Below are 24,225 nucleotides of genomic sequence, written 5' to 3'. Positions count from 1 at the left end.
TCCACGGAAAGCCATGAGCATCGTAAACAAGCAGAAGCTGATCGAATCCACCCTGGCGCTGGCGCCCGTGGTGCCGGTGGTGATCATCGAGGACGCGCGCGCGGCCGTGCCGATGGCACGCGCGCTGGTGGCCGGCGGCATTCCCGCCATCGAGGTCACCTTGCGCACGCCCGCGGCCCTCGACGCCATCAAGGCCATCGCAGACGAAGTGGAGGGTGCGGTGGTCGGCGTGGGCACCGTGCTCAGCGCGCGCGACCTGCGCGCCGCGCACAAGGCAGGCGCGCGCTTTGCGGTGTCGCCGGGCGTGTCGCCGGGGCTGCTCGACGCCGCCGACGACAGCGAGCTGCCTCTCTTGCCGGGCGTGGCCACGGCCGGTGAGGCCATGACCCTGCTGGAACGTGGCTATCACTACCTGAAGTTCTTCCCGGCGGTGCCTGCTGGCGGCACCAGGCTGCTCGGCGCCTGGGCCAGCCCGCTACCGCAGATCCGCTTCTGCCCCACCGGCGGCATCAGCCTGGCCAGCGCCCCGGAATTCTTGTCACTCCCCAACGTGGTCTGCGTCGGCGGCTCCTGGCTCACGCCGGCCGACAAGCTGCACAGCGGCGACTGGGCCGGCATCGAGCAGCTCGCACGCGAGGCGGCGGCGCTGCGCTGATCGGCGGCCCGCGCAGGAGGCCTGTTCGATCCCGGCTGCCCGGTTTCCCGCACCGGCCGGTCTCCCGGCCGCCGGTGGCGGACGCCCCGGTGCCTCCTACGGCCCTGAAATGTGATGTACATCACACTTTGCGTGCTAGGCTTCCCCGCCATTGAGGCTAACAGGCCTCCGCGCCGCGGCGACTGAGCTTCAACGCGGTGCGAGGGGACCCCCCGCAAGGGAATGCATGACCTCGTGCGGGAGTGCGGTGTGTCATGACCCAGGCCTCGGCGGTACCGGTCTTCCGGTATCGCGCCTTCATCAGTTACAGCCACCAGGACAAGTCCTGGGCCGACTGGCTGCACAAGGCACTGGAAACCTATCGGCTGCCCTCGCGCCTGGTCGGCACGCAGACGGCGGCGGGGACGATTCCGCGGCGACTCGCGCCGATCTTCCGCGACCGCGAGGAACTGGCCAGCGCCACCGACCTCGGCAGCAAGGTCAATGAGGCGCTGGAGCAATCGGCGAACCTGATCGTGATCTGCTCGCCGCGCTCGGCCAGCTCGCGCTGGGTCGAACAGGAGGTCCTCTCGTTCAAGCGGATGGGGCGCAGCGAGCACATCTTCTGCCTGATCGTCGACGGCGAGCCGCATGCGGCGGAATGCCCGGGACGCGAGGAGGAGGAATGCCTGGCACCGGCGCTGCGCTTCCGGGTGGATGCCGACGGCCAGCTGGGCACCGAGCGTACGGAGCCGATCGCCGCGGACGCGCGCGAGGGCAAGGACGGCCGCGGCAAGGCCAAGCTCAAGCTGATTGCAGGCATGCTCGACATCGGCTTCGACAGCCTCAGGCAGCGCGAACTGCAGCGGCGCAACCGCCGCCTCACCGCGATCACGGCGCTGGCCTTGTTCGTCACGGCGGTGACCACCACGCTGGCCATCGCGGCGATGTTTGCGCGCCATGCCGCGGTGGTGGCGCGCGTCGATGCCGAGGTGGCGCGCAACGACGCCGAGCGCAGGCAGAAGCAGGCCGAGGACCTGGTCGGCTTCATGCTCGGCGACCTCTACGACAAGCTCCACCAGGTCGAGCGCCTCGACATCATGGAATCGGTGAACGACAAGGCGATGTCGTATTTCGCCTCCCTGCCGACCAAGGATGTCACCGACCAGGCGCTCGCCCAGCGCGCCAAGGCGCTGGAGAAGATCGGCAGCGTGCGCCAGGACCAGGGTCACCTGCCCGAAGCGATGGCCGCGTACCAGGCTGCCTCGATACTCAGCGCCCGGCTGGCCAGGGAAGCACCGACCGACATGGCCAGGCAGCTGCAATATGCCCGCGCGCTGGCCTTCATCGGCACCACCCATTGGTTCCAGGGGCAGCTCGATGCGGCACAGCACAGCTTCGACGAGGCCAGGGACGTGCTGCTGCGCGCGCAACCCCATGCCCCGCACGACCTCGTGCTGAAGTTCGAACTCGAGATGCTGGACAACAATCTCGGCCACGTGCTCGAAGCGCACGGACGACTCGATGAGGCCAGGGCCCCGTACCAGAGCGCGCTCGAACTCTCGCGCCAGCTCGTTGCCGCCGACCCCCGGCGGCCGGAGTGGGCGGTCGAGCTCGGCGGCGCCCACAACAACCTCGGCAAGCTCGCCCTGCTGCACGGCGACCTGGGCACCGCCATCGCCGAATACAGCGCCGACGATGCGATCGAAGCGGAACTGGCGGCGCGCGACCCCAAGGACATCAGCCAGCGCGACGCCATGCTCACGGTACGCGCCATCCTGGGGCGCACGCTGGCGCTGGCGGGCGCGGACGAGCTCGGCATGCGCCACCTGCAACAGGCGGTCGACCTCGCCGCCGGGCTGGTGCGCGACAACCCGCACAACAGCAGCTTCCAGGAGGATTTCGCCCACTATGCGCAGCAACTGGCGCGGCTGAAGCGCCTCAACGGCGACCAGGCCGGAGCACGCGCGCTGATCGAATCCTCGTTGTCGACCCTCACCGCGCTGGTGGGGGAGAGCCCGACCGACATCGGACTGCAGCGCGAACTGGCCGAGGCACGCACGGAACAGGCGGCCCAGGCCCTCGCCGACGGCAGGCTGGCGCTGGCCCGGTCCCAGTTGCTGGCGGCACTGGGCACGCTCGACCGCCTGCTCGAGCACCAGCCCCACGATCGCGCCAACCTGCTCGCCACGATGGCCGCGCAACTGCTGCTGGCGCGCATCAGCACCGATCCGAACACCGCCAGGCAGTTGCGTCGCGCGATGGTGGCCGAAGCGCAGGCCCAGCCGAGCGGACAGGGCGATCCACGCCTCGTGGCCCTGCAGGTCGAGGCGCTGCTGGCCCTGGGTGCAAGGGCCGACGCGCAACCGCTGATCCAGCAGCTGTGGAGCAGCGGTTATCGCGACGCCGGGCTGCTCGCCGTGCTCAATCGCGAGCGCATCGCCTATCCGGTCAACGCAGCCTTCCAGAAGCAGCTGCTCGCGGCCAACGGCAGTGGCCGCCACTGATCCGCCCTGATCCGAAGCCAGGGGAAAACCAGGCCTCAAGCGGCAACAGGAACCCACCTCTCAGCGACAGGAGTTCACCATGAAGAACGACAGCGCAGACCACCTCGAACTGAAAGTCGAGCTGGAGCACGACCTACGCGACGGCGACGACCTGAACCTGCTCGTGATCAACAAGGGTGGCCACCACCACGCCTTCGACAAGGTCGCCAATACTGATCATGCGCATACGATCACCTGGACCCTCGCCGGCAACGCGGCGGGCGGTGAATTCTGCGCCCTGGACGACGAAGAAACCCCGGGCTTCCTGTGGCTGATGAAAACGCCGAGCGAAAAGATCTTCCACAAGCTCCAGCGCATCGGCAAGGACACGCTGACCATCCACAACCATCACCACGACAAGAGCAGCGAAGGCACCTGGCACTACCAGCTGTTCGCGCGCTTCGGCGACAAGGTCTACGGCGTGCCCCTGACCTACGCCTGCGGCAAGGCGAGCAGCCCCAATCCGACCATCAAGAACACCTGACCGGCGCCGGCCGCCCGCGCGCCACGCCGGGCGCGGGCGGGGCGCAACGGCGGCGTGCATTGCCGGGCCCCTGCCTGGCCACTAGAATCGCGCCCGTTTGGGTGTTCCGGGGCTCTTTGCCCGGAATGAAACGGGAAGCCGGTGCGCTGCAGCTGCAGCCCAAGCCGGCGCTGCCCCCGCAACGGTAGGCGAGTGATCCACCCGAGGGCGAAATGCCACTGTGCCAAGGGCACGGGAAGGCGCCCGACGGTGCATGCAGCAATGCATGCCACCCGCAAGCCCGGAGACCGGCCCGGACACGTAACGGTTGGCTCGCGGTGGGCGAGGCCGGACTTCGTGTCATGGCGCGTGTTTGCCTGCCGTCGTTCCGCTCTCCACGTGTGGCCGCCGTCCCATCACCAGGGGACGCGCGAGGGTGCGCGCCCGAAGGAACACGCATGAAGAAGACTCTGCTGGCAGCCGCGCTGCTGTCGTGCACGATGGCCGTCCAGGCCGCTGAAACCGATGCGGCGAAGTCGCTGTCCACGGTCATTGTCACCGCCACCCGCACGGCGATCACCACCGACGAGGCACTGTCATCGGTCACGGTGATCACGCGCACGGATATCGAACGGCTGCAGCCGGCATCCGTGCGCGACCTGCTGGTGGGCCTGCCCGGCGTGGCGTTTTCGCAGGCCGGCGGCATGGGCGAGCAAAGCTCGATGTTCCTGCGCGGCACCAATTCCACCCACGTGCTGGTGCTGATCGACGGCATCCGCATCGGCGCCGTGGGCGCGGGCCTGCCGGCCTTCGAGCAGATCCCGGTGGACCAGATCGAGCGCATCGAGGTCGTGCGCGGCCCGCGCTCGAGCCTGTACGGCGCCGATGCCATCGGCGGCGTGATCCAGATCTTCACCCGCCACGGCCAGCAGGACGGCGCGCTGTCGCCGTCGCTCAGCGCGTCGGCCGGCAGCCGCAGCTACATGGACGGCCACGCCGGGCTCAGCGGCGGCGATTCGCATGCCTGGTTCAACGTGGGCCTGGGCGGCCAGTACACCAGCGGCATCAATGCCTGTCGCGTGGGCGCGGCCGAAGCGGGCGCGGGCTGCTTCGCCGACGAACCGGACCACGACGCGTACCGCAACTGGAACGGCATGGCCAACGGCGGCTATCGCTGGGACAACGGCACCGAACTGTCGGCTACGTGGCTGCGCAGCAAGAACTTCGTCGAATACGACGGCAGCCCCTATGGCGGCAACCAGGCCGTGAACCAGCAGGAAGTCGCCGGTGCGCGCCTGGCCTTCACCCCGCTCGACGCCTGGAAGGTCACCCTCAGCGCCGGCCAGAGCCGCGACGATGCAGCCACGTACTACCAGGGCACCTACGACGATATCTTCGCCGGCGTGCAGACGTATTACCCGCGCACGCCGGTGGGCTTCGCCAATTCGCGCCGCAACCAGGCCTCGTGGCAGAACGACATCACGCTGGCGACCAACCAGCTGCTCACCGCCGGCGTCGACTACCAGCAGGAGCACATCGACAGCGATACCGGTTACCTGAAGAGTTCGCGCCAGGACACCGGCGTGTTCGCCCAGTACATGGGCACCTTCGGCCGCAACGAAGTGCAGCTGGCGGCGCGCCACGACCACAACGACCAGTTCGGCAATCACGCCACGGGCTCGGCCGCGTGGGGCTACGCCTTCGATCACGACCTGCGCCTGTCGGCGAGCTACGGTACGGCGTTCCATGCGCCGACCTTCAACGACATCTACTACCCGTTCGGCCTGGGTAACCCCAATCTCCGGCCGGAAAAATCGCGCTCGGGCGAGCTGGGCCTGAGCCAGAAGCAGGGCGCCTGGAACTGGGCGGTCAACGCCTACCAGACCCAGATCGACCAGCTGATCGCGCTGGACCCGAACTTCGTGCCGCAGAACATCAGCAAGGCACGCATCCGCGGCCTGGAAGGCCAGCTCGGCGCGAGTCTCGCTGGCTGGCAGGTGCAGGGCTACCTCACCCTGCAGAAGCCGGAGAACCGTGACGACGTGAACAACGACAAGCTGCTGCCGCGCCGGCCGGAGCAGACCGCACGCGTCGACGTGGATCGCCAGTTCCAGGCCTTCGGCCTTGGCGCGACGTGGTTCGTTTCGGGCAAGGCTTACGACGACCTGGCCAACCAGCATCGCCTGGCCGGCTACGCCACCACCGACCTGCGCGCCAGCTACGCGTTCCTGCCGGACTGGCGCGTCGAGGCGAAGCTGGCCAATGCCTTCGATCGCCATTACGAGACGGCCTATTACTTCAACCAGCCCGGCCGTACCTGGTTCCTGACCCTGCGTTACAGCCCGTCGACGCGCTGACGCCGGTCGCGATGGCGTTCCAGGGAGGGAGCGTCACCGACTAACGGCACATTCGCCGGCGTCCCTTTAGGGGCATAAAGTGCCGGGTGGTCGCTGCCTTGCCGTCGTCACGGCGGCCGGCAGCGACCCTTTTGGTGCCAACAACGGCGGTCCGGATACCGGTGAACCTGTTCGCGCCCTTCATACGCCGCCCGATCGGCACTTCGGTGCTGGCGATGGGGCTTGCCCTGGCCGGGCTGTGGGCGTACCTGCTGCTGGGCGTGGCGGCGCTGCCTTCGCTCGAGTTCCCCGGCATGGTGGTCTACGTGGAGGTGCCGGGCGCCAATGCGCAGACCATGGCCTCCACCGTGGCGGCCCCGCTGGAACGGCACCTGGGCCGCATTCCGGGCATCAAGGAGATGCATTCGGAGAGCAACGACGGCTCCAGTTCGATCCGCCTGCTGTTCAACTTCGGCAACAGCACCGACAAGCTCGCGCGCGACGTGCAGGCGGCGATCAACGCGAGCATGGCCGACCTGCCGTCGAGCATGACCATCCCGCCGCGGTACTTCAAGTTCAACACGGCGAACATCCCGGTGCTGCTGCTTTCGCTCACCTCGCACACCTTGCCGCCGGACAAGCTGTTCGACCTCGCCGATACCCTGATCAACCCGGCGATTTCGCAGATTCCCGGCGTGGCGCAGGTGCGCGTCATCGGTGGCCGCCCCCGCGCGGTACGCGTGGAACTGGACACGCAGGCGCTGGCGTCCAAGGGACTGACCGCCAACGACGTCGCCAATGCGCTGCGCGCGGCCAATGTGACGTCGCCGCAGGGCACGCTCAACAATGGCCGCATCCAGATGACGGTCAGTGCCAGCGATTCGCTGCACACCCCCGCCGAATTCGCCCGCCTGTTGATCGCCACGCGCAATGGCGCGCCGGTGCGCCTGTCGGACGTGGCGCACGTGGCCAACGGCCAGCAGGACGAATTCCAGGCCGCGTGGTTCAACAACCAGCGCTCGGTGGCGATCCGCATCAGCAAGCGCCCGGAGGCCAACGCGGTGGCGACGGCCGATGCGGTGCGCGCCAAGCTGCCACAGATGCGCGCATGGCTGCCGGCCGACCTGCAGATCACGCCGATCTTCGACCTCACCCAGACCACCAAGTCTGCGCTGCACGAAGTGCAGGTGGCGCTGATGCTCAGCGTGGTGATGGTGGCGCTGGTGATGCTGGTATTCCTGCGGCGGATCGGTCCGACCCTCATTGCCATGCTCAGCGTGCCGCTGTCGCTGGCCGGTGCCTTCACGGTCATGTGGTCGCTCGGCTACACGCTCAACACGTTGTCGCTGGTGGCGCTGGTGCTGTGCATCGGCTTCGTGGTGGACGATGCCATCGTGGTGATCGAGAACATCGTGCGCCACATGGAGCAGGGCGAGGAACCCCTGCCCGCCGCCCTGGACGGCGTGAAGGAGATCGGCTTCACCGTCGTCTCGATCACGCTGTCGCTGATCGCCGTGTTCGCGCCGCTGCTGTTCGGCAACAACGAATTCACCACCTTGCTGCGCGAGTTCTCGGTGACGCTGACCGCCGCCGTGGTGATCTCGGCCGTGGTGTCGTTGACGCTGACGCCCGCGCTGTGCGGCCGCTACCTGAAACTGGCGCATGCGGGCGGACGCGAGCCCGGTCGCCTGGAACGCGCGCTCGAACGCTTCGATCGCAGCCTGCACCGCATTTATGAGCGCGCGCTCGACTGGGCCATGGCGCATCGCCGGCTGATGCGCTGGCAGCCACTCATCCTGCTGGCGCTTACCTTCGCCATGGCCACGGCGGTGGTGAAGCTGTACGGCTTCAATTTCATGCCGCCGGAAGACATCGGCATGATCCAGGGCGACGTGCGTGCGGACGCGAATATCTCGCCGACCCTGATGGCCGCGCGCGCGCAGCGCGCGGCGGCGATCATGAAGGCCGATCCGGCGGTGCTCGACGTCACCACCTTTCTCGGCAGCGACAACGCCGGTGGCGCGGTGGGCAACCAGGCCACCATGTTCGTGGACCTCAAGCCGCGCGGCTCGGGGCCGGGCGAGCGGCCCGAGCGCATCAAGGACGTGATCAAGCGCCTGTCCACGACTTACGAGAAGCTGGCCGAGTTGCGCGTCTCGCTCAATTCGATCGGCTTCTTCAACGACAACAGCGACAGCAACCGCGGCAGCCAGAGCTTCCAGCTCATCAGCAGCGACAACATCGACCTGCAGCCGTGGGCGTTCAAGGTCACCCAGCTGCTGCGCCAGCGCAAGGAATTCCACGACGTCAGCAGCGACTACGACAGCATCGACAAGCAGCAGATGCTGACGGTGGACCGCGCGGCCGCCAGCCGCCTGCACCTGAACATGGGCCTGGTCGACTCGGCGCTGTACAACGCCTTCGGCCAGCGCCAGGTATCGATCATCTATTCGGACATCAACCAGTACTGGGTCGTGCTGACGTCGTCGGCCGGGCGCTCGCTCGGTCCCGACACCCTGCTCAACACCTATGTGCGCGGCGAGCAGGGCAACATGGTGCCGCTGTCGGCGGTGGCGCATATCGCCCCCAACGTGACGCCGTCGTTCGTGATCCACACCAACCAGCTGGAAGCGGCGCAGATCTATTACAACGTCGAGCCAGGCATGCCGCAGGACAAGGCGATGGCGCTGATCGAGCAGATGGTCGCCGAGGCGCGCCTGCCGGCGGGGGTGCAGCTGGGCTATACGGGCGACAGCCAGCGCCTGCAGGAAACCAAGTCCAACGCCAACGAACTGCTGATCGGTTCGATCCTGGCCATGTACATCGTGCTGGGCATGCTCTACGAGAGCCTCGGCCACCCGCTGACCATCCTTTCCACGCTGCCGGCGGCGGGTGCCGGGGCGTTCCTGGCCATGCTGGCGACCGGCATGTCGCTGTCGCTGATGGCGATCATCGCGATCCTGATGCTGATCGGCATCGTGAAAAAGAACGCGATCCTGATGGTGGACTTTGCCCTCGTCGCCCAGCGCGAACACGGCCGGTCTCCCCCGGAAGCGATCCGCGAGGCGGCGCTGGTGCGCTTCCGCCCGATCACCATGACCACGCTGGTGGCGATGGGCGCGGCCCTGCCGCTGGCCATCGGCTTCGGCATCGGCTCGGAACTGCGCCAACCGCTGGGCGTGGCCATCGTGGGCGGCCTGCTGGTCTCACAGCTGCTGACATTGCTGAGCACGCCGGCGATCTATCTGTGGAACTACGACCGCAAGCTGCACAAGGCCGCGCGCAAGGCGCGTCGCGAAGCGAAGCGCGCGCTGAAGGCGCAGACGGCAGCGGGGTAAGCGCACCGCAAGCTTCGTCGCGTCGCCACGAGGGTGCGTGTGGCCGCAGCAGCCCCTGTCTTTCGGCATGGAGCGACTTCAGGCACATTCGCGCAGCGGGTCATTGAGGGCATAAAGTGCACATGACTGCGCCTTTCGCCCGCTCCGCGCGTGAACGCGCGACCCATGCGCCCCGCGGCCGCCGCGGCGGCAAGCAGCGAGCGCAGCCTCTTACCGGTATGGAAACCACGTGAATATCTTCGCCCCCCTGATCCGCCGTCCCGTGGGCACCTCGCTGCTGGCCCTGGGCCTGCTGCTGGCCGGCCTGTTCGCCTATCGCCTGCTGGGCGTGGCGGCGTTGCCGTCGCTGGAATTCCCTGGCGTCTACATCACCGCGTCGATGCCAGGGGCCAGTGCGCAGACCATGGCGACCACGGTGCTGGCGCCACTGGAACGCCATCTCGCCCGCATCCCCGGCATCGACGACATGTACGGCAACGCCACCGAAGGCGCGGCGGCCGTGCAGATCCGCTTCAATTTCAGCCGCACCGCGGACAAGGCCGCGCGCGACGTGCAGGCGGCGATCAACGCAGCGCAGGCCGACCTGCCGGTGATGCCCTCGCCACCGCAGTATTTCAAGTTCGATACGTCGCAGATTCCGGTGCTGCTGGTGTCGCTCACCTCCACCGGCCTGCCGCCGGACAAGCTCTATGACCTCACCGACACGCTGCTGAAGCCCGCCATCGCGCAGATTCCCGGCGTGGCGCAGGTGCAGGTGTTCGGCGGCACCCCGCACGCCGTGCGCGTGGAGCTGGATGTCAATGCGCTGGCCGCCAAGGGCCTGACCGCCAACGATGTGAGCAACGCGCTGACCGCCGCCAATGTCACGTCCCCGCAAGGCGTGCTCACCGACGGTCGCACGCAGATGACGGTGACCGCCAACGACGGCCTGCGCGAGGCGCAGGATTTTGGCAACCTGCTGATCGCCCAGCGCAACGGCGCGCCGGTGCGCCTGTCGGACGTGGCCAGGGTCACCAGCGGCCAGCAGGATATCTACCAGGGCGCGTGGTTCAACGACAGCACCACCGTGGCGATGCAGATCAGCAAGCGCCCCGAGGCGAATGCCGTGGCCACGGTGGAGGAAATCCGCGCGCGCCTGCCTGAATTCCGCCAGTGGATGCCGGCGGACGTGCAGATCACGCCGATCTTCGACCTCACCCAGACCACCAAGTCCGCCCTGCACGAAGTGCAGATCGCGCTGATGATCAGCGTGGTGATGGTGGTGCTGGTGATGCTGGTGTTCCTGCGCCGCCTGCGCCCCACGCTGATTGCCACGCTCAGCGTGCCACTGTCGCTGGCCGGCGCCTTCGTGGTGATGCTGGCCCTGGGCTATACGCTCAACACGCTGTCGCTGGTGGCGCTGGTGCTGTGCATCGGCTTCGTGGTCGACGACGCCATCGTGGTGATCGAGAACATCGTGCGCCACATGGAGCATGGCGAGGCGCCGCTGCCGGCGGCGCTGATCGGCGTGCGCGAGATCGGCTTCACCGTCGTCTCGATCACGCTGTCGCTGGTGGCGGTGTTCGCGCCGCTGCTGTTCGGCAACAACATGGTGATCATGCTGCTGCGCGAATTCTCGGTGACGCTGGCGGTGGCGGTGGTGATCTCCGCCCTGGTCTCGCTGACGCTTACGCCGGCGCTGTGCGGTTATTTCCTCAAGCATGAAGAGCCGGGCGAGCGCACGCCGGGCCGCATCGAACAGGCGCTGGAACGCTTCGACCGCGGCTTTCACCGCGCGTACGAACGGGCGCTGGACTGGGCCTTGCACCATCGCCGCCTGATGCGCTGGCAGCCGCTGCTGCTGCTGATCCTTACCTTCGTGCTCGGTTACGCGGTGGTGCAGACCGCGGGCGGCAACTTCATGCCCGAGGAAGACATCGGCATGATCCAGGGCGACATCCGCGCCGACGCCAACATCTCGCCAACCCTGATGGCGGCCCGTGCGCAACGCGCCGCCGCGATCATGAAGGCCGACCCGGCGGTGCTCGACGTGCTCACCACGCTGGGCAACAACGACGGCAACGGCGCCGTGGGCAACGCGGGCACCATGTTCGTGGACCTCAAACCGCTCGGCAGCGGTCCGGGCGAGCGCCATGACAGCGCCAAGAAGGTGATGGAACGGCTGGCCAAGCAGTACGACGTGCTGCCGGACATCCGCGTATCGCTGAGCCTGGTGCAGTTCCTCGGCGGCGGCGGCAGCGGCGACAAGGGCGGCCAGTACGAATTCCAGCTGATCGGCACCAATGGCGAGGACCTGCAGCCGTGGACGCTCAAGATGGTGCGCAAGCTGCGCGCCATGAAGGAACTGCGCGACGTCGGCAGCAACTTCGACCTGGTCGGCAAGCAGCAGTTGCTCAAGGTCGACCGCGAGGCCGCCAGCCGCCTGCAGGTGACCATGGGCCAGGTCGACACGGCGCTGTTCAACTCGTTCGGCCAGCGCCAGGTGTCGGTGATCTATTCGGACATCAACCAGTACTGGGTGGTGCTCACCTCCGGCGCGGCGGCGTCGCTGAGCCCCGAATCCCTGCTCAACGTGCGCGTGCGCAATGCGCAGGGCCAGATGATTCCGTTGTCGGCGCTGGCGCATATCCAGCCGAACATGACACCGACGCGCATCCGCCACCACAACCAGCTGCAGGCATCCACGATCAACTACAACCTGGCCAAGGACATCACCCAGGACGTCGGCGTGAAACTGGTGGAGAACGCCGCCATTGCGGTGGGCCTGCCCGAGGGCGTGCATGTCGAGTGGACCGGCCAGAACCAGCGACTGCAGCAGGCCAAGTCCAACGGCATGGTGCTGCTGCTGGGTTCCATCGTCGCCATGTACATCGTGCTGGGCATCCTCTACGAGAGCCTGGGCCACCCGTTGACGATCCTGTCCACGTTGCCGGCGGCGGGCATGGGCGCGTTCCTGGCCATGCTGGTGACGCAGATGCAGCTCACGCTGATGGCGATCATCGCGATCCTGATGCTGATCGGCATCGTGAAGAAGAACGCCATCCTGATGGTGGACTTCGCCCTCGTCGCCCAGCGCGAGCGCGGCTTGTCGCCGCCGGAGGCGATCCGCGAGGCGGCGCTGGTGCGCTTCCGCCCGATCACCATGACCACCCTGGTCGCGATGGGCGCGGCACTGCCGCTGGCGATCGGCTTCGGCGTGGGCTCGGAAATGCGCCAGCCGCTGGGCGTGGCCATCGTGGGCGGCCTGCTGGTGTCGCAGTTGCTGACGCTGCTCAGCACGCCGGCCATTTACCTGTGGAGCTTCGACCGCAAGGTGCGCAAGGCCGCACGGCGCGAACGTCGCGCCGCGAAGCGGGCGCTGAAGGCACAGACGGCGGCGGGGTGAGCGGGGCTCCCGCTCCCCCAACGCAGAGGCCGGCGAACCTGCCGGCCCTCGCCTAGTCCTTCGGACTCGTGCACGCCGCCACACGCCGGCCCTCGGCCTGCACGACCTGGCGGCCCTGGAGGTTCACGCTGGCCGTGTAGTGTTCCGGTGAGTCGAAGTCCACGCGGCCACGGCCGGGGGACGACAGGCCGGGACAGCTGAGTGTCCACGCCAGCGCGGTGCTGCTGCGATGGGCGCTGGTGCGTTGGCACGACGCGTGGCCGGGCAGCGGCAGTTCGGCGAATTCCGTCCACGGGTCCGGACCTTCGTCCACGCAATGCCAAAGCACGGATGGCTTGCCTGGATGGCCGTGGTCGACGCTGCGCACGCTGATCTTCCACAGGCCAGGCATGGCCTGGAAATCACCCGGGTCGGCGCGGCTGGGCTCGCCCAGGAAGGCTGCGGCCAGCAGCACGAGCAGTGCCAGGGCGCGGGCCACCGCGTGGCTGCGCGGTGCGGGCGGGGGTGGAGTGAAGGCATGCATCGGGTGACGACTCCGGACCGGCGAGAGGCCCTGCCCGCGGGTGCGGGCGGGGCCGTGTGGGCATGGAATCAGTCCTGTGTTTCAGCCGATGCCATGCTGGCGTGACCGTTCGCACCGAAGTCGAACATGTTCATCAGGTTGCCGATCGCCGGCGCATTGAGTGGCACGTACGGATTGTTGGGCAGCGACACCGGGTTGGGCAGGTTGTCGCGGCTGCGGCCCGAGATCGTCTCGCGCAGGCCCCAGTTCGCTTCGACGAATTTGTCGAACGAGACATGGTCGTAGTACGTGTGCACCACGCGGCCGCCTTCGGAATAGCGCGAGATCACCAGCAGCGGGATGCGCGAGCCATCGCCGAAGAAATCGATCGGCTGGATGTAGCCCGAGTCGTAGTAGCCGCCGCCTTCGTCAAACGTGACCATGATGACGGTGTCTTCCCATACCTTGGGGTTGGCCTTGGCCATGTCCACGATCTTCTTCACGTAGCCCTCGAAGAGATCGAGCTTGGACGATGCCGGATGACCGTCCAGGATGCCGTCCGGCTTGGCGATGGACACGGCGGGAAGCGTGCCGTTCTGGATGTCCGTATAGAGGTCGTTGAGGTCCTGGTTGTTCGCACGCAGGGCCGGGTTGGTCATCACCTGGGTGGAATACAGGAACGGGTTGCAGATGTTGCAGAAGGTGCCGGCCTCGCCGTTCTCCTTGCCGCCGCCCCAGCCTTCGCCGTAGTACTTCCAGCTGACATGGTGGCGCGTCAGCAACAGGGCGAGGTTGTCCTGCTGCGTGGGCGGCAGGGTGAACTGGTTTGCGCCCAGCGGTGCCGGCGTGCCATCGCCGAGATAGCCCGGGTTGTAGTTGTTGACCAGGTAATAGGCATTGCGGCGGCAATCCGTGCCGTGGAAGGTGCGATAGGGCAGCGACTTGAGATAGCCCTTGACCGCGGCGACGCCCGGCTGCTTGTCGTCGGCACAGTTGACGTAGGAACCGCCACCGTAGCCGTCCTGCACGTACCAGTTGTTGGTGCCGGGCTGCGCATCCGGATTTTCAATCTGGTTGGATGGCGGCGTGGCCGGGTTGCCGTTGGCGTCGGCGTAGTAGATCAGGTCACCGAAGCCGAGCATGATGTGATTGGCACCGGTGCCGCCCATCACCGACTGGTGGAAGTTGTCGCTCAACGCATAGGTGCGCGCCAGCTCGGCGAAGTAGGGTGCATCGCCTTGCGCCATGTTGAGGAACTGCATGGCGGTGGCGCCTTCGCCGGTGGTCTGGTCGTTGAAGTTCGCCGGTTGCGCCTTGCCGTTGTTGCCGGCGCCGATAGTGGTTTCCACCCACGGGAACAGGTCGTTGCGGCAGCCGCTCGGATTCTGCGCCGTGGCGGCGTGCACATCGCAGTCGAGCTGCTGCCACATCTGGAAGAAGCGGTGCACCGGGCTGTTGGCGTAGTCGTCGTAGCTCAGCGACGCGTGCATGTCGACCGGGCCATTGGGCAGCTTGGTCGGAAAGCGCGTGTCGATCACTTCATTGGGCAGGCCCGTGCCGCCGTTGGCCAGCTCGCCATAGGCGGCAACCGGCAGGCCCGGTTCCACCGCCTGCGCCTGTGCCGCCGAGGCGAACGGTGCCTGCGTCGGTGCGCCGCCAGTGTTCATCGAAGGCAGCAGCGCATAGGCCGTCGTGTGCGTGGGCGCCAGGCTGAACGCTCCCGTGCTGGTCGCCTGCCACTGCCGTGCCGCCGCGATGTTCGGACCCGCCGTGCCATCGGCATTGACGATCCCCTGCGAGAGCAGGTTGTGCACGCTCTGGCCCTTGGGCGGCGTGTAAGTGGCGTACACGTGGTCGAACGTGCGGTTTTCACCGATCAGCAGGATGACGTGCTTGATCGGCGTGTTGGTGCGATCGCTGCGGTCGTCGCCACGCCCCGGTGCGTGCAGCACCGTGACGCCGCCCGGCATGCCCGAACGATTGGCTACGCCGGCCGCGGGAACGTTGCCACGAAAATTGTCGTCGTGGTCCGATGCATCATTGCTTTGTGCGCTGACAACGCCGGCGAGGCCGGCGGCGAGAGTGCCGATGACAAACGGCAGCAACCGCTTTCGAACATACGTCGTGGACATGACTGGTCTCCTGCAGGCTCCCTGAGGGCTGCAATCGAGTGATCCCCCTGATATCGGCCTGCATGCAGTGGCAACGTTGGCCATGCCGGCCGGCGGGGAGTCTGGTCCGCGCACATGACGACCCCTTGGCACTTCTGCGACAGCGAAAGCCCCGGGCATGACAGTGCTGCTACGTCGCAGAAGCTTGCGTCGCGCCCTTGGAAATCAGCGACGCGCGAACCGTTGCGGGAGCGCGCTTCGTGCGTGAGTGATGCTTGAACGAAAGACCATCGCGAGCGCAATCGACGTGGATTCTTACGTTCTTGCCGTGGCTGCAGGCGGCAAAAGTGTGAAGGGGCGCATCATTTCGTTGTCTTCGTGCTCGAGCAGATGGCAATGCCACACGTAGCGGCCCGGCTCGCCCTCGAAGCGCATGATGATGCGCGTGACCATGCCGGGGTCGGCGCGCACGGTGTCCTTCCAGCCCGACTCATGCGGCGGCGGCGGCATCGCCGGTCCGGTATACCTGAGCGTCCTGCTCGCATTCCATGCGAACAGGTCGAACGGCCGCCGCTCCAGTACCTGGAAGCGCACGAGGTGCAGGTGGACCGGATGCACGTCGCCGGTGAGATTGACCAGGCTCCATGTCTCCACGCTGCCCTGTCGCGGGTTCTCGGTGACCGGCGCCGACCAGTGCTTGCCGCCGAGCATCATCATCATCGGATTGCCGCCCGCGTCGTCCTGCTCGCCCAGCGTGAGCACGCGATCGCGCACCGACGTCGCCGGATCGATGCGTGGCACCGCGCGCAGCGTTGCCGGCAGCAGGCCCTTGTCAGTGCGGCCGCGATCGCGCACGCGAAATTCGAGAATCGCCTCGGACTGCTGGCGCAGCTGCACGCGCTTGCCGTCGAGCCCGGCAAAGTCCACCACCACGTCGGCGCGCTCGGCGGGATAGAGCTCCACGCGCTGGCGCGGCAATGGCGCGGCCAGCAGTCCCTGGTCACTGGCCACCTGCTGGAACGGCTGGCCCGTGGACAGCGAGAGATCGAAGAAGCGCGCGTTGGCTGCGTTCACCAGGCGCAGGCGATAGCGTCGCGGTTCGACCTCGAAGAACGGATAGAGCTTGCCGTTGCAGAGGATGGCGTTGCCCTGGCACTCGGACACCCACGGTGCATCCGGATCTTCGGACACCGGGTAGTAAAGCTGGCCATCCTGGCCGATCAGGCGATCGCACAGGATCAGGGGCAGGTCGCAGTCGTCCGACGGCAAACCCAGTGCCTGCTCCTCCGCATCGCGCACGATGAATGCGCCGAACAGCCCCGCGTAGATATTGAGCCGCGTGATGCCCATCGCATGGTCGTGATACCAGAGCGTCGCGGCGTCCTGTGCATTGGGATAGTGATAGACGGCCGAATGGCCAGGCGCGAACCAGTCTTCCGGATAACCGTCGCTCGCCGCCGGCGCGCGTGCTCCGTGCACGTGCGCCACGGTGCGTACCTCGGGCTTGCTGCGTTCGGCGCCATGAATGGTGTGGTCGATCGGCAGGAAGTGCCGCTCGGGCAGCGCATTGATCCACTCCACCAGCATCGGCTCGCCGCGCACGGCCTGGAGCGTGGGGCCTGGCATGGTGCCGGCGTAGCCCCACAGCGGCGTGGGTGGCAGGTCGCGATGCAGTTGCGCGGTGAAGGCGCGCATCTCCATCCGGTAGTAGGGCAGCTGCCGGCCGGGGTAGGCGGGATGGGCGCGTTGGCCCGCCGGAGTCGCCACGGCAGGCACGGGCAGCGGATCGACGAAACGCGCCAGCGTCACCGGATTCACCAGCGGCAGCTTCGGGGCAGCCAGCGCAGGCATCGCCATGCGCATCTTCGGCGCGGCCGGCGCCACGGCCGCGAGCAAGCCGGTCTCGGCCGCGAGATAACCGCCGACCAGGCTCACCGCGCCACGCACGAACCGGCGGCGCGAGTTCATTCGCTCGCACCGCTGACGACAAGCCTTGCTGCGATGGCGAGGTAACCAAAAGCTGGAACTGTCATCCGGCCACCCTAGGCAGCACGGATGACAGTCATGTGGCAACGCGCGGTGGCGCCTGCGCGCCGCCGGTCAGTCCACCGACGCGGGCACGCCCTGGCCGGTGGTCGGCGCCTGCTGGCCGGCCACCGCCGCCTTGCCGGGCTGCACACCGACGGGCGTGGACAACATGTGCGCCTTGCGCCAGCCGCCCCACCGGTAGTAACCCATCGCCATCAGCATGGAGGCGAGCGAGCCGAGCGGAAAACTCCACCAGATCGAATCCGCACCGAGGTGCGGCGCCAGCAGCACGGCGAATGGCGGGCGGATCAGCCACATCGAAATGAACAGGATGACCAGCGGCGGCAACACCGCGCCGGTGGAGCGCACCACGCCGAAGAGCACGAAGGTGACACCGAAGAACATGAAGGACCACACCGCGATGCCATTGAGGTGCTGCGCCTGCGCCAGCGCCTCGCCGTCGTTGGGCAGGAACAGGTTGAGCGCGCTGTAGTTGAAGACATAGATCAGCGCGATCAGCGAACCGCTGAGCAGGAAGTTGTACGCCACGCCCACCTTGGTGATGCGGCTCACGCGATCCCACAGTTTCGCGCCCACGTTCTGCGCGGCCATCGACGACACCGCCGCACCGATCGCCATGGCCGGCATCTGCACGTAGGTCCACAACTGGGTGGCGGCACCGTATGCCGCCGTGGTCTTGGAGCCGTAACCGTTGACCATGTGGATCATGATCATCGCCGAGCTGGAGATCACGATCATCTGCAGGCCCATCGGCAGGCCCTTGAACACCAGTGAGCGCAGGATGGCGCCATCCGGCCGCAGGAAGCGCAATTCGCCACGGGTCAGCCGCAGGAAGTGCTTGCGCGCGTAGAGCGTCCACAGCAGGGCCATCAGCGAGATGCCCTGGGCGATCAGGGTCGACGTCGCCGAGCCGGCGATACCCATGCGCGGAAACGGCCCGACGCCAAAGATCAGCAGCGGATTGAGCACGATGTCCAGCACCACCGACAGGCCCATGAAGACGAACGGCGTGCGTGAATCACCGGCACCGCGCAGGGTCATCATCATGAAGTTGTAGAAGTACATCGACGGCACGGCGATGAAGATGATGCGCAGGTACGGCACCGCGAACAGTTGCGCGTCGACCGGCGTGTTCAGCAGTCCAAGCAGCCATGGCGTGGAGAAGTAACCGCCGATCGCCACCAGCACCGACACGGCGACGAAGAACGTGACGCCGGTGCCGACCACGCGCTTGGCCTCGAGCATGTTGCGCGCGCCCAGGCTTTGCCCGATGAGGATGGTGCAGGCCATGCTCAGCCCGAACACCGCGCCCAGCAGCAGGAACAGGATGAGGTTGGCATTGCTGACCGCGGTAAGCGCCGCCTCGCCCAGGTAGTGGCCGATCCACATGGCGTTGACCGAACCGTTGAGCGACTGCAGCACGGTGCTGCCCAGGATCGGCAACGCGAACAGCAGCAGCGTGCGCGCTATCGGGCCTTCGGTGAGCAACGGCTGCCTTCCGGCAATAGATGACATGGAATGGGTTCCGCGGATAAGGGTGAAGTGAAAGCGGTTCGTGAATGGCTCAGCTGGCGCTGCCGTCGTCCCATGCCTGGCTCGCCAGTCGACGCACATGCTCGCGCACATCGGTGGGCCACGCCTCGGTCCAGCGCATGAAGAGTTCGCGGTCGTGACGCCAGAACGCACGCGTTGCCTCTTCATGACCTGGCAGGTCGCCCGTCATCGCCAGCATGAAGCGGTCCACGGCTTCGCCGGCGAGGCGGGCGCGCTCGCGACCACCATGCTGGCGACGCGCGTCCTCGATCAAGCGTCGCAGTGTGGCAGAGGCGCCGCCCGGTTGTGCGGCGAGCCATGCCCAGTGGCGGGGCAGCAGGGTCACTTCGCGCGCCACCACGCCGAGCTTCGGGCGCCCCGGTCCACGCACGGGAGACTCGATGCCTGCTGCCGGCGTGGACAGGCGCGCCAGCACATCCTGCAGGGTGCCGCGAAAGTCGAACTCGAGCTGGCGACTGCTCTGGTCGTCGAAGATCAGCAACGGTCCTGCGGCGCCGGCATCCACCACCTGCTTGGCGGCGGCCACGACGCCGGCGAGGTCGCCCGAGGCGATCAGCCGGTGGCCATCAAAGGCCGTGCAGCAGCGGACGTCGTTCGGATCCATGTTTTAACCCGGGTGTAATTTGAGGCCATATTGCCCGGGTTAAATACCCGGCGTCAACCGGAGTGCCGCCCGGCCGGCGCCGGCGTCGCCTCCACCCGCCGCTACGCTGGTCCGCGCTACAGTTGCCCGCCTGCCCTGCCCGTGCGCGATCCATGGTCATTCATCCGACGTCCCGTCCGCTGTCGCTGATGCTGTTCACCCTGCGCGGCTCGATCGTTCCGGCCATCTGGAAGCGGGTGGTCGGCATGATGCTGCTCGCCGTGCTGATGGTGGGGCTGGAGCGTCGCCTGCCGCACGCCGGCGTCGATCTCGGCGCCGTGCCCCTGACCCTGATGGGCCTGACGCTGGCGATCTTCCTGGGCTTTCGCAACAACGTGGCGTATGAGCGCTGGTGGGAAGCACGCACGCTGTGGGGTGAACTGCTGATCGTGCTGCGCAACCTGGCGCGCCAGACCTGCAGCCTGCCCGACGACCTGCCACGCGAGCAGCAACGCCTGCGCGTGCATCGCCTGATCGCCTTTGCCCACGCGCTGCGCCATCAGTTGCGCGGCACGCCGGCGGCAGAGGACCTGTCGCGCTGGCTGCCGGCGGCGGAAGCCGCGGCCCTGGCCCATTCACCCAACCCTCCCAACGCCTTGCTGGGCAGCATTGGCGAGAGCTATGCGCAGCTGCGGCGCGAGCACCGGCTGGACAGCATCCTGCTCGCCGGCATCGATGCCCAGGTCAGCCGCATGTCGTACGTGCTGGGCGGTTGCGAGCGCATCCACGGCACGCCGATTCCGTTTGCCTACATCCTGCTGTTGCATCGCACGGTGTACATGTACTGCCTGCTGCTGCCGTTCTGCCTGGTGAGCAGCGTGGGCTGGCTGACCCCGCTGATGGTGGGCGTCCTGTCGTACACCTTCTTCGGGCTGGACGCGCTGGGCGACCAGATCGAGAACCCGTTCGAACGCCTGCCGAACGACCTGGCGCTCGATGCCATGTGCCGCACCATCGAGATCAGCCTGGGCGAGTTGCTTGGCGAGCAGGAGCTGCCCGCCCCGCTGCAGCCCGTGGACGGCGTGCTGCTCTAGCGCGCACGACGCAGGCAGCACTTCCGGCACCACCCTGGGCCTGGCGGACCACGCGGCCCGCCTGCGCGGCTTCCGCGCGGTATTCACGCGCCCGGCGCGATACTGCTTCCACAGGGGATCTCTGACGTGCGCACCGCCCACCCGACGCATGGCTGCGTCCATGCGACTTATTTTCCTTTTCGGCCGGCCCATCGTATTAGTACACTACGCGGTGCATTAATCTCCTCCCCCACGTAAGAGAAGTAGAAACTCATGCCTGCCCTTTTACGACGCGGCGCTGCCGCGCTCGCCCTCATTGGTGTCGCTGCACCGGCCATGGCCGCCACCCGTATCGAACTGGAGGCTGGCCCCAGCGACTCGGACGGCTACCTCACCACGGCGGTCTTCGTCGAAGGCGTGTTCAACGAACACCGCTTCGGCAACAGCCGCTTCAGCTGGGCTCCCGACGTGTCAGCCGGCTATATCGACGGTCGCAACGTGAACCGTTACGGCACCGCGGTTTCCGACAACATCTGGCTGCTCGCCGGTGGTGCGCGCCTGCGCATGGGCGGCGCGGACGACTGGTATCACCACTGGTTCTGGACCTTCCAGCTGGCCGCGCAGAAGGGCCGCACGCTGGCCTTGAGCAGTGCCGGCGAGTTCGTCAATTCGATCGGCTGGCAGGGCGATCGCTGGACCTTCCAGCTGCGCCACATTTCCAATGCCGGACTGGACGGCTCCAACCGCGGCGAAACCATGGCGCTGGTGGGCTGGGCCTTCGATCTCTGAGCGCCGTCGTCCGGCGCGGATAGCAACACGGCCCCTTGCGGGGCCGTGTTGGCTTGCGTGCGCGGGGAACCTCAGTGGCCGCTGGCGCCCGCTCCCGCCTTGGCGGTGAACGGCGGCCGCGCCATCCACACCACCGCGATCAGCACCATGAAGACCCAGCCCAGCAAGTGGAACACCTCGTTGAACGAGATCTGGTAGCCCTGCTGCGTGATCAGCTGCTCGAGCAGGGCATTGGACGACTGCGCGCTGACTCCGGCCGCCTGCAGGGTCACCTGCGGGGAGCTGTCGTACGGGGTGATGTGCTCGGTCAGGTGCGCGTGGTGCACGATCGCGCGGTGATCCCACAGGAAGGTGGTGAGCGAGGCCGAGAAGCTTGCGCCCAGCGTGCGCAGGAAAGTCGCCAGGCCACCGCCCCCGGCGATCTCGTTGGGCTGCAGGTCCGACAGCAGGATCGTCGTCACCGGCATGAAGAACAGCGCCACGCCCAGGCCCTGCAGCAGCTGCACCAGGGCGACGCTGTTGAAATCCACCTGCAGGAAGAAATTCGAACGCAGGAAGCAGGTGATGCCCATCACCAGGAACGCGCACGAGGCCAGCAGGCGCATGTCGGTGCGGCCGGCGTACTTGCCGACGATGAAGGTCAGCATCACCGGCAGGATGCCCAGCGGCGCCGCGGCGAAGCCCGCCCAGGTGGAGGTGTAGCCGAGATTGCGCTGCAGCCACTGCGGCACCAGCAGGCCGATGGCGAAGAACGCCCCGTAGGCCAGCACCAGCGAAATCGTGCCGATGCGGAAATTGCGATGGCGCAACAGGCGCAGGTTGACGATCGGATCCTCGTCCGTCAGTTCCCAGATCAGGAAGATCGCCAGCGCAATGGCCGACACGAGGCTGGTGATGATGATGAAGGATGAATTGAACCAGTCCTCGTCGTTGCCCTTGTCCAGCACGATCTGCAGCGCGCCCACGCCGACGATCAGGGTGATCAGGCCGACATAGTCCACCTTGGGCCGCGTGGTGGTGTCCACGCGCAGCTTCATCTGGTTGGCGACCACCATGCTGGCGAAGATGCCGATGGGCACGTTGATGAAGAAGATCCACGGCCACGAATAGTTGTCGGTGATCCAGCCGCCCAGGATCGGGCCGGCGATCGGCGCCACCACGGTTACCATCGCCAGCAGTGCCAGCGCCATGCCGCGTTTGGCCGGTGGATAGATCGAGATCAGCAGGCTCTGCGTGATCGGGTACATCGGGCCGGCCACGGCGCCCTGGATGGCGCGGAACAGGATCAGCATCGGCATGCTCTGCGCGAGGCCGCACAGGAAGGACGCGATCGAGAACAGCAGGGTCGACCAGATGAACAGCTTCACCTCGCCGAAGCGGCGGGTCAGGAAGCCGGTCAGCGGCAGCGCGATGGCCGTGCTGACCGCAAAGGAAGTAATGACCCAGGTGCTCTGGTTCACGCTCACGCCGAGGTTGCCGGCGATCGTCGGCAGCGACACGTTGGCGATGGTCGTATCGAGCACCTGCATGAAGGTCGCCAACGAGAGGCCGATGGTGGTCAGCGCCAGGTTGGGGGGACGGAATTCACTGCTCATCGCACGGATAACCCTGGGGGAGGGGGAGGCGCCGGCCGCGTGGCCGGCACCAGGGGGACTTACGGCTTGCCGTGGTTGTCGCCGGCCGTATTGGCGTGGATGATCTCGGCGATCAGGCCGTCCGCCTTGGCCAGCTGCTGCTGGTACACGTCCGTGTTGAAGGCCGGCTGGCTCGGCACCTGCTTGGCGAGCAGCGGACCGCTCTGGTCGCGCAGGTTCACCTCGACCCGGGTCGACAGGCCGATGCGCAGCGGGTGTTCTTCGAGCTGCTTGGCATCGGTGAAGAACACGCGCACCGGCACGCGCTGCACGATCTTGATCCAGTTGCCGGTGGCGTTCTGCGCCGGCAGCAGCGAGAACGCACTACCGGTGCCCACGCCCAGGCTCTGCACCTTGCCCTTGTAGGTCACCGAGCCGCCGTACAGGTCGGCCTTGACCTCGACCGGCTGGCCGATGCGCATGCTGTTGAGCTGGGTTTCCTTGAAGTTGGCGTCGATCCACACCTCGCGCAACGGCACCACCGCCATCAGCGGCGTGCCCGGCGCGATGCGCTGGCCGAGCTGCACCGAGCGCTTGGCCACATAGCCGTCCACCGGCGCGATGATCGAAGTACGCACGTCGTCGAGGTAGGCGGCGCGGAGCTTGGCGGCGGCCGTCTGGACGTCCGGATGCGAGGCGACCACGGTATCGTCCACCAGCACCTTGCTGGTCTGGAACTGCTGCTGCGACGAGGTCAGCGCGCTCTGCGCCGAGGTCAGCGTGTCGAGGGCGTGCGACAGTTCCTCGGCCGAAATCGCGCCGGTCCTGGCCAGGTCGCGACGGCGGTTGAAGTCGGCCTGCGCCTTGTCCACCGCAACCTTGCGCGCGGCCACGTCGGCCTGCGCACCGGTCATGTTGCTGTACAGGCCGCGCACCTTGCGCACTGTGCTGGCGAGATTGGCCTTGGCCTGGGCGAGGGCGACGTCGGCATCGGCCGGATCGAGCCTGACCAGCACGTCGCCGGCATGGACCAGGTCGCCGTCATCGGCGCCAATGGTGATCACCGAGCCCGGCACCTGCGGCGTGATCTGCACCACGTTGCCGTTGACGTAGGCGTCGTCGGTGCTCTCGTACCAGCGGCCTTCGAAGAAATACCACAGGCCCGAGCCGATCAGGCCCAGCAGCACGACGGCGCCGAGCGCGCGCAGGAGGAAGCCGCGGCGGCTCTTGGGAGGTTGGGCGGCGACCGTGTTGTCGGGCGCAAGCGGGGTTTGGCTAGACATGGGGG

The 24,225-nt window shown here is 67.1% G+C and carries 15 protein-coding genes and 1 riboswitch; of the genes, 8 read left to right on the top strand and 7 right to left on the bottom strand.

Annotated elements, in window-relative coordinates; all coding sequences use genetic code 11:
- The first annotated feature begins 13 nt into the window (after window positions 1-13).
- From eda to ACXU4B_RS15170, 6 genes are all read left to right on the top strand, one after another.
- Window positions 14-655 (top strand): bifunctional 4-hydroxy-2-oxoglutarate aldolase/2-dehydro-3-deoxy-phosphogluconate aldolase, encoded by a 642-nt coding sequence (gene eda / locus ACXU4B_RS15195; RefSeq protein ID WP_131410992.1) that lies wholly within the window; start codon window positions 14-16, stop codon window positions 653-655.
- A 254-nt stretch (window positions 656-909) separates the two neighbouring features.
- Window positions 910-3,141, top strand: coding sequence for a TIR domain-containing protein (locus tag ACXU4B_RS15190; protein WP_131410994.1), 2,232 nt, complete (start codon window positions 910-912; stop codon window positions 3,139-3,141).
- Between the two features lie 79 nt (window positions 3,142-3,220).
- Window positions 3,221-3,664, top strand: coding sequence for a hypothetical protein (locus ACXU4B_RS15185; protein ID WP_131410996.1), 444 nt, complete (start codon window positions 3,221-3,223; stop codon window positions 3,662-3,664).
- A gap of 82 nt (window positions 3,665-3,746) precedes the next feature.
- Window positions 3,747-3,974, top strand: a riboswitch (cobalamin riboswitch).
- 127 nt (window positions 3,975-4,101) lie between these two features.
- A complete protein-coding gene (gene btuB, locus ACXU4B_RS15180; RefSeq protein WP_131410998.1) occupies window positions 4,102-6,000 on the top strand; it encodes a TonB-dependent vitamin B12 receptor in 1,899 nt (632 codons plus the stop codon).
- A 161-nt stretch (window positions 6,001-6,161) separates the two neighbouring features.
- Window positions 6,162-9,317, top strand: coding sequence for an efflux RND transporter permease subunit (locus ACXU4B_RS15175; protein WP_131411000.1), 3,156 nt, complete (start codon window positions 6,162-6,164; stop codon window positions 9,315-9,317).
- 229 nt (window positions 9,318-9,546) lie between these two features.
- Window positions 9,547-12,702 (top strand): efflux RND transporter permease subunit, encoded by a 3,156-nt coding sequence (locus ACXU4B_RS15170; protein ID WP_131411002.1) that lies wholly within the window; start codon window positions 9,547-9,549, stop codon window positions 12,700-12,702.
- A 52-nt stretch (window positions 12,703-12,754) separates the two neighbouring features.
- On the opposite strand, the gene ACXU4B_RS15165 is transcribed toward ACXU4B_RS15170, so the two are convergent.
- The 5 genes from ACXU4B_RS15165 to ACXU4B_RS15145 all read right to left on the bottom strand — a co-directional run bounded on the left by ACXU4B_RS15165 (window position 12,755) and on the right by ACXU4B_RS15145 (window position 19,522).
- Window positions 12,755-13,225: a DUF3617 domain-containing protein gene (locus tag ACXU4B_RS15165; RefSeq protein WP_131411004.1), complete on the bottom strand. Its 471-nt coding sequence runs from the start codon at window positions 13,223-13,225 to the stop codon at window positions 12,755-12,757.
- A gap of 68 nt (window positions 13,226-13,293) precedes the next feature.
- Entirely contained in the window at window positions 13,294-15,336 is a 2,043-nt protein-coding gene (locus ACXU4B_RS15160) for an alkaline phosphatase family protein (RefSeq protein WP_131411006.1), read from the bottom strand.
- A gap of 294 nt (window positions 15,337-15,630) precedes the next feature.
- Complete coding sequence (locus tag ACXU4B_RS15155) at window positions 15,631-17,283, bottom strand: multicopper oxidase family protein (protein WP_131411008.1); 1,653 nt, start codon at window positions 17,281-17,283, stop codon at window positions 15,631-15,633.
- A 132-nt stretch (window positions 17,284-17,415) separates the two neighbouring features.
- Window positions 17,416-18,879, bottom strand: coding sequence for an MATE family efflux transporter (locus tag ACXU4B_RS15150; RefSeq protein ID WP_131411010.1), 1,464 nt, complete (start codon window positions 18,877-18,879; stop codon window positions 17,416-17,418).
- 49 nt (window positions 18,880-18,928) lie between these two features.
- The gene (locus tag ACXU4B_RS15145) at window positions 18,929-19,522 is read right to left on the bottom strand and encodes a DUF2239 family protein (protein ID WP_131411012.1); all 594 of its coding nucleotides are present in this window, start codon (window positions 19,520-19,522) and stop codon (window positions 18,929-18,931) included.
- A gap of 152 nt (window positions 19,523-19,674) precedes the next feature.
- On the opposite strand from ACXU4B_RS15145, the gene ACXU4B_RS15140 reads away from it, so the two are divergent.
- Together ACXU4B_RS15140 and ACXU4B_RS15135 are read left to right on the top strand one after the other, a co-directional pair.
- Window positions 19,675-20,595, top strand: a complete 921-nt coding sequence (locus ACXU4B_RS15140; protein ID WP_131411014.1) for a bestrophin family protein — start codon at window positions 19,675-19,677, stop codon at window positions 20,593-20,595.
- A gap of 252 nt (window positions 20,596-20,847) precedes the next feature.
- A complete protein-coding gene (locus ACXU4B_RS15135) occupies window positions 20,848-21,363 on the top strand; it encodes a lipid A 3-O-deacylase (RefSeq protein ID WP_131411016.1) in 516 nt (171 codons plus the stop codon).
- A gap of 71 nt (window positions 21,364-21,434) precedes the next feature.
- Here ACXU4B_RS15135 and ACXU4B_RS15130 read toward each other — a convergent pair whose 3' ends face one another.
- On the bottom strand, window positions 21,435-22,958 hold the full coding sequence (locus tag ACXU4B_RS15130) for a DHA2 family efflux MFS transporter permease subunit (RefSeq protein ID WP_131411018.1): 1,524 nt from the start codon (window positions 22,956-22,958) through the stop codon (window positions 21,435-21,437).
- 59 nt (window positions 22,959-23,017) lie between these two features.
- The gene (locus ACXU4B_RS15125) at window positions 23,018-24,220 is read right to left on the bottom strand and encodes an efflux RND transporter periplasmic adaptor subunit (RefSeq protein WP_131411020.1); all 1,203 of its coding nucleotides are present in this window, start codon (window positions 24,218-24,220) and stop codon (window positions 23,018-23,020) included.
- Window positions 24,221-24,225 lie beyond the last annotated feature (5 nt).

This window comes from Dyella soli, from assembly GCF_054482295.1.
Note: the sequence above shows the minus strand (reverse complement) of the source record. Positions and strands in the feature narration are given on the sequence as shown.